Origin of the sequence: Mycobacterium sp., from assembly GCF_049673265.1 — a bacterium.
Classification (GTDB): domain Bacteria; phylum Actinomycetota; class Actinomycetes; order Mycobacteriales; family Mycobacteriaceae; genus Mycobacterium.
On record NZ_JBATXN010000549.1, the window covers coordinates 1 to 5,143 of the forward strand.

Consider the following 5,143-nt stretch of genomic DNA (forward strand, 5'->3'; position numbering starts at 1 on the left):
CGGTCTTCGACGTAGTGGCTGCTCGGCTACGAAGCGACTACTCCTGGCGCTGAGTGATCAGCCTTGGGTGATGTAGGACTGCAGCTGCTCGTGCTCAGCCTCCAGCTCCTCCATCCGCGTCTTCACCACGTCACCGATGCTGACGATCCCGATCAGCTTTCCGTCCTCGAGTACCGGTACATGTCGCACGCGGTTTTCGGTCATCAGCATGGAGAGGCTGTCGACCGTGTCGGACTTGCTACAGGTCGAAACCACCGGCGTCATGATCTTCGAAACCGGTCGCGACAGCACGTCAGCCCCGTGCGAGTGCAGCTGGCGTACCACGTCACGCTCGGAGACGATGCCGACGACGCCGTCGGGCCCGACCACCACCATGGCGCCGATGTTGTGATCGGCCAGCCCGGCCAGTAGATCGGTCACGGTCGCGTCGGGGTCGATTGTCATTACCGCGCCACCCTTGCTCCGTAGCACGTCTGCAATGCGCATCCAGGCCTCCCGCTGATTGTGATCCGGTTCACACCAGGCTACGGCGAGAACGGTCATCGGGAAAGAAACCCGCGAAAATCGCCGCAACATGCTGTTCAGGCGACCGTAGATGCACGCGTCTGGGTACCGCGAAACCGAGCGCGGGGGCTTTGCACCTCGCGGCTAGAGAAGCGTTGCGAGCCAGCCTGATTAGCGAGTTGAGCGGTGGCCGACCGGGATTTGTGGCATACCTTTGGGTGATGATCGAGATCACGCTGCTCGGCACCGGCAGCCCGGTTCCGGACCCGAATCGCGCCGGGCCGGCCACACTGGTGCGTGCTGGCGGCCAGGCTTTCTTGATCGATTGCGGGCGCGGCGTGCTGCAACGCGCGGCGGCAATCGGCTTGGGGGCCAATGGTTTATCGGCTCTGCTACTTACCCACCTGCACAGCGACCACATCACCGATCTCGGCGATGTGATGACCACCCGCTGGGTCACCACGTTCACACCCGATCCCGCACCGCTGCCGATCATCGGCCCGCCCGGCACCGCCGCGGTGGTCGAGGCGACGCTGAACGCACTCGGTCCCGACATCAGCTACCGGATCGCCCACCACGACGACCTGACGGCCCCACCACCAGTTGAGGTACACGAATACACCGAGGGCTCGGTATGGGACCGCGAGGGCGTGTCAATCCGGGTGGCCCCCACCGATCACCGACCAGTCGCGCCGACAATCGGGTTTCGGATTGAAGTTGGCGGCGCCGCAGTGGTGCTGGCGGGTGACACCGTGCCGTGCGAGAGCCTCGATGAACTAGCCGCCGGCGCAGATGCTTTAGTGCACACCGTCATCCGTAAGGAACTCATAGCCCCGCTGCCTGTGCAGCGCATGAAGGACGTCTGTGAGTACCACTCGTCGGTGCAGGAGGCGGCCGCGACCGCCAGACGCGCCGGGGTCGGCACCCTGGTGCTGACCCACTACGTGCCGACTATCGCTCCCGGGCAGGAGGATCAGTGGCATGCGCTGGCCGCCAGCGAATTCGACGGGCGGATCGAGCTCGGCGACGACCTGCACCAGGTGGTGGTGGGCCCGCCCGGGTGAGCCTCACCCGGAATCGCGAATATTGTTGCGCTGCAGCGGTAACCGTGCGCCGGCTACCAGTAGCCACGCCAACGCCAAGACTCGGGCGACCGGCAGGATCGGCCCCAGCATTGGCCAGATCAGCACCAGCAGCGTCAATTCGGAAAGCCCGGCGATCAGTAGGCCGCCCCAGGCCAGCGGCCGGGACAACAGTCCAAGGCTGAGGCTGGGCACCGCCATGCCCGCGACAAGAACGCCCAACACCACCAGGTGTCCGACGCCGCCGAGCAGAAATACCAGGAGATACAGGGCTCGTACCAAGGCGGTGTCGCCGCTGACCTCCGGCCACGACAACGTCCAAGCGACCAAGCCCGCCAGGCCCAGTGCGCCGGCCGCCAACAGTCCGCCCGCCAATGTGGTCGCCGCCGTCGCCGCAGTAGCCCCGAGTTCGCGCAATCGGGCACTGGCGGTCGCCGCGTACACGGCCAGCGGCACCGACGATGCGAACACCGCCACGGCGATCACCCGAACTGCGACCGGCTCGGCGCGCACGTAGCGCTGGATCGCGGCGACCGGCCCGTACGGCAGCGGCATCACACCGCCGAGCGCGACTCCGATCGCCAGACCACCGAAGAGCAGACCCACACAGAGCGCGGCGACAGGTGCCAACGACGGCCTGTGTTCGGGTGAAGCGTCCACTATGCCAGTCGGGTGATTTCGACGACGACGTCGAGGTCGGTGGCGCCCTGTCCGGAGTAGATGCCCTTGAGCGGGGACACATCAGAGTAGTCGCGACCGACGCCGACACTGACATACTGCTCGGTGATCTCGCTGTCATTGGTGGGGTCGAGGTCCGACCAACTCCCGGTCCATGCCTGGAGCCAGGAATGACTATGCCCGTCGACCGTGTCGCCCACCACTGCATCAGAGTTGGGATGATGATAACCGGACACGTACCGCGAAGGAATGCCCATGCTGCGCAACACAATTAGGGACAGGTGCACGAAATCCTGGCAGACGCCTTTGCCTTCACGCAACGCGTCCAGGCCCGACGAATGCACGCCGGTGGTGCCGCGGACGTAGTCTAGTTCGCTGCGTACCCAGTCGGCAGCGGCGACAACGGCTTCGGCCGGTTCGTGATACTTGACTATCCGCTTGCCAACGGCCGCAATACGTTTGCTTGCCGGCGTGTATCCGGTTGGGCGGAGCACCTCATCGAATCGGTCGAGCACCGATTCGCTGTGCAACTCGGCCCAAGTAACTTTTTCTGTCGGCGGCTCCGCTCGATTGGTCTCCACGACCGACGAGGCGGTGACCGTCAACTCGGTGTGCGGTGCGTGCAAGTCGAACGCCGTCACGGCCGTGCCCCAATAGTCGATGTATCGGTACGCCCGGGTGGCCGGGACCGTTTCGACACGGTTGAGGACGACGTTTTGCCGGGTGTCCGACCGCGGCGTGAGCCGTGCTTCGTTGTAGGACGCCGTCGCAGGCGATGGATAGGCATATCCGGTGGCGTGCAGGACCCGCAACCGCCACATCAGCTCTTCCCCTGTCGCACCGGCAACGGGTCACGTTGGGCGGCGTTGGACCAGGCAACCCACGGTACAGCGTGAAAGTACTGAATCGCCAACGCTTCTCCGACGTCATAGCAACTTTCCTGCAGGCTGGCCAGCCGCGTCTCCAGTGATTCGAGCAATACTCCTGGCTCCACAAATTCGAGTTCACTGCGGGCTTGCCCGAGCAGCCGCTGCGCTTCGGCGGTGGTACCCACCCGGCTGAGCGGATGGTGCAGCAGTTCATCGAGGTTGTGCTCGGCCAGCTTCAGCGAGTAGAAGACCGACCGTGGAAACAGCCGGTCGAGCAGGATGAATTCGACGACCCGGTTGGCGTCCAGCACACCGCGATAGGTTCGCAAATAGGTGTCGTGCGCGCCCGCCGAGCGCAGCACCGTCACCCACGCCGGCGACGAACCGCTGTCCCCCACCCGCGACAGCAACAACCGCACCGTCATGTCCACCCGCTCGATCGCCCGGCCCAGCATCAGGAAGCGATACCCGTCGTCACGCGAGAGTGTCGAGTCGGCGAGGCCCGCGAACATCGCGGCGCGGCCCTCGATGAACGATAAAAACTCATGCGGGCCAAGACGTTTGGCCGCGCGCTCACGTTCACCCAGAGCGTTGAAGGTGGTGTTAAGACACTCCCAGGTCTCTGTCGACGTGACCTCGCGGGCAGACCTCGCGTTCTTCCGCGCTGCTGAGATGGCGTCGACGATGGAGCAACCGCCGGGGGTGTTGCGGCGAAACGCCACCAGGTCAGTCAACGACCAGACATCCAACTCGGTGTCGGGTGGCTCAATTCCCAACACGTGCAACAGCACTCGGGAGGTGTGGTCGGGGTCGACGCTGGAATCCTCCAGCAGTTGGTGAATGGTGACATCGAGGATGCGCGCCGTGTCGTCGGCGCGCTCGACGTAGCGGCCGATCCAGTACAGCGCCTCGGCATTGCGGGCCAGCATCAGCGAATCACCGCCTGCTGGTGTTGCTTTTGGCCAGGCTGCTGCTGAGCGGACTTATCCGCCTCCGCGTCGCCATTGGACGTCGTGACCGGCGTGGGCAGCGACCGGACGACCTTGGCGGCGCCCAATTCGCGATCGGCCGCCGACGCGCGCGACGCCAACACCCAGGTGTCCTTGGATCCGCCGCCCTGGCTGGAATTCACCACCCTCGATCCTTCGACGAGTGCCACCCGGGTCAGGCCGCCGGGTAACACCCACACGTCGTCGCCGTCGTTGACCGCAAACGGTCGCAAGTCGACGTAACGGGGTGTCAGCGTGTCTGCGACCTTGGTCGGGACGGTCGAGAGCTGCATCATCGGTTGGGCGATCCAGCCGCGCGGATCGTCGCGGATCTTTTTGCTGATCGTGGCCAGCTCCTTGGCGGAGGCCTCCGGCCCGAAAACAATGCCGTAGCCGCCGGACCCCTCGACCGGTTTGACGACCAGTTCGTCGACCCGGTCGAGCACTTCTTCGCGTTCGTCGTCCAACCAGCACCGGAAGGTGTCCACATTGGCCAGCAACGGCTTCTCGCCCAGGTAGTACTCGATGATCGTCGGCACGTAGGTGTAGACGAGTTTGTCGTCGCCCACCCCGTTGCCGACGGCGCTGGAAATCACCACGTTGCCGGCACGGGCGGCGTTGAGCAGGCCGGCCACACCCAGCACCGAATCGGGGCGAAACTGCATCGGGTCTAGAAAAGCGTCGTCGATGCGCCGGTAGATGACGTCGACCTGACGTTCTCCTTCGGTGGTGCGCATGTACACCTGGTTGTCGCGGCAGAACAGGTCGCGGCCTTCGACGAGTTCGACACCCATCTGGCGGGCCAGCAGCGAATGCTCGAAGTAAGCCGAGTTGAGCACCCCGGGGGTCAGCACGACGCCGGTCGGGTCGGCCTCGTGGGTGGCCGCTGATTTCCGCAACGCGCGCAGCAGGTGCGCCGCATAGTCGTCGACGGCGCGCACCCGGTGCGTGGTGAACAAGTTAGGAAATACCCGCGCCATCGTGCGCCGGTTCTCCATCACGTACGACACCCCCGACGGCG

6 protein-coding genes are annotated in these 5,143 nt (G+C 64.9%); 1 reads left to right on the forward strand and 5 read right to left on the reverse strand.

Annotation, left to right across the window (positions count from 1 at the left end; genetic code table 11):
- Positions 1 to 57 precede the first annotated feature (57 nt).
- On the reverse strand, positions 58 to 486 hold the full coding sequence (locus tag WBF82_RS18650; RefSeq protein WP_424384436.1) for a CBS domain-containing protein: 429 nt from the start codon (positions 484 to 486) through the stop codon (positions 58 to 60).
- A gap of 239 nt (positions 487 to 725) precedes the next feature.
- Here WBF82_RS18650 and WBF82_RS18655 point away from each other — a divergent pair, with 239 nt between their 5' ends.
- On the forward strand, positions 726 to 1,568 hold the full coding sequence (locus WBF82_RS18655) for a ribonuclease Z (protein ID WP_424384437.1): 843 nt from the start codon (positions 726 to 728) through the stop codon (positions 1,566 to 1,568).
- A 3-nt stretch (positions 1,569 to 1,571) separates the two neighbouring features.
- Here the strand turns inward: WBF82_RS18655 and WBF82_RS18660 are convergent, their stop codons facing one another.
- The 4 genes from WBF82_RS18660 to WBF82_RS18675 all read right to left on the reverse strand — a co-directional run.
- Entirely contained in the window at positions 1,572 to 2,246 is a 675-nt protein-coding gene (locus WBF82_RS18660) for a hypothetical protein (protein ID WP_424384438.1), read from the reverse strand.
- Positions 2,246 to 3,085: a transglutaminase family protein gene (locus WBF82_RS18665; protein ID WP_424384439.1), complete on the reverse strand. Its 840-nt coding sequence runs from the start codon at positions 3,083 to 3,085 to the stop codon at positions 2,246 to 2,248. Before WBF82_RS18665 ends, WBF82_RS18660 begins: the two co-directional genes overlap by 1 nt.
- Positions 3,085 to 4,062, reverse strand: coding sequence for an alpha-E domain-containing protein (locus WBF82_RS18670; RefSeq protein WP_424384440.1), 978 nt, complete (start codon positions 4,060 to 4,062; stop codon positions 3,085 to 3,087). Before WBF82_RS18670 ends, WBF82_RS18665 begins: the two co-directional genes overlap by 1 nt.
- Positions 4,062 to 5,143, reverse strand: a 1,082-nt coding sequence (locus WBF82_RS18675) for a circularly permuted type 2 ATP-grasp protein (RefSeq protein ID WP_424384441.1), incomplete at its 5' end; no start/stop codon positions are given. The genes WBF82_RS18675 and WBF82_RS18670, both read right to left, overlap by 1 nt.

What these genes read in the sequence shown, in the direction of transcription:
- WBF82_RS18650 (WP_424384436.1), bottom strand. Translation starts at nt 486, where the DNA reads ATGCGCATTGCAGACGTGCTACGGAGCAAGGGTGGCGCGGTAATGACA.
- WBF82_RS18655 (WP_424384437.1), top strand. Translation starts at nt 726, where the DNA reads ATGATCGAGATCACGCTGCTCGGCACCGGCAGCCCGGTTCCGGACCCG.
- WBF82_RS18665 (WP_424384439.1), bottom strand. Translation starts at nt 3,085, where the DNA reads ATGTGGCGGTTGCGGGTCCTGCACGCCACCGGATATGCCTATCCATCG.
- WBF82_RS18670 (WP_424384440.1), bottom strand. Translation starts at nt 4,062, where the DNA reads ATGCTGGCCCGCAATGCCGAGGCGCTGTACTGGATCGGCCGCTACGTC.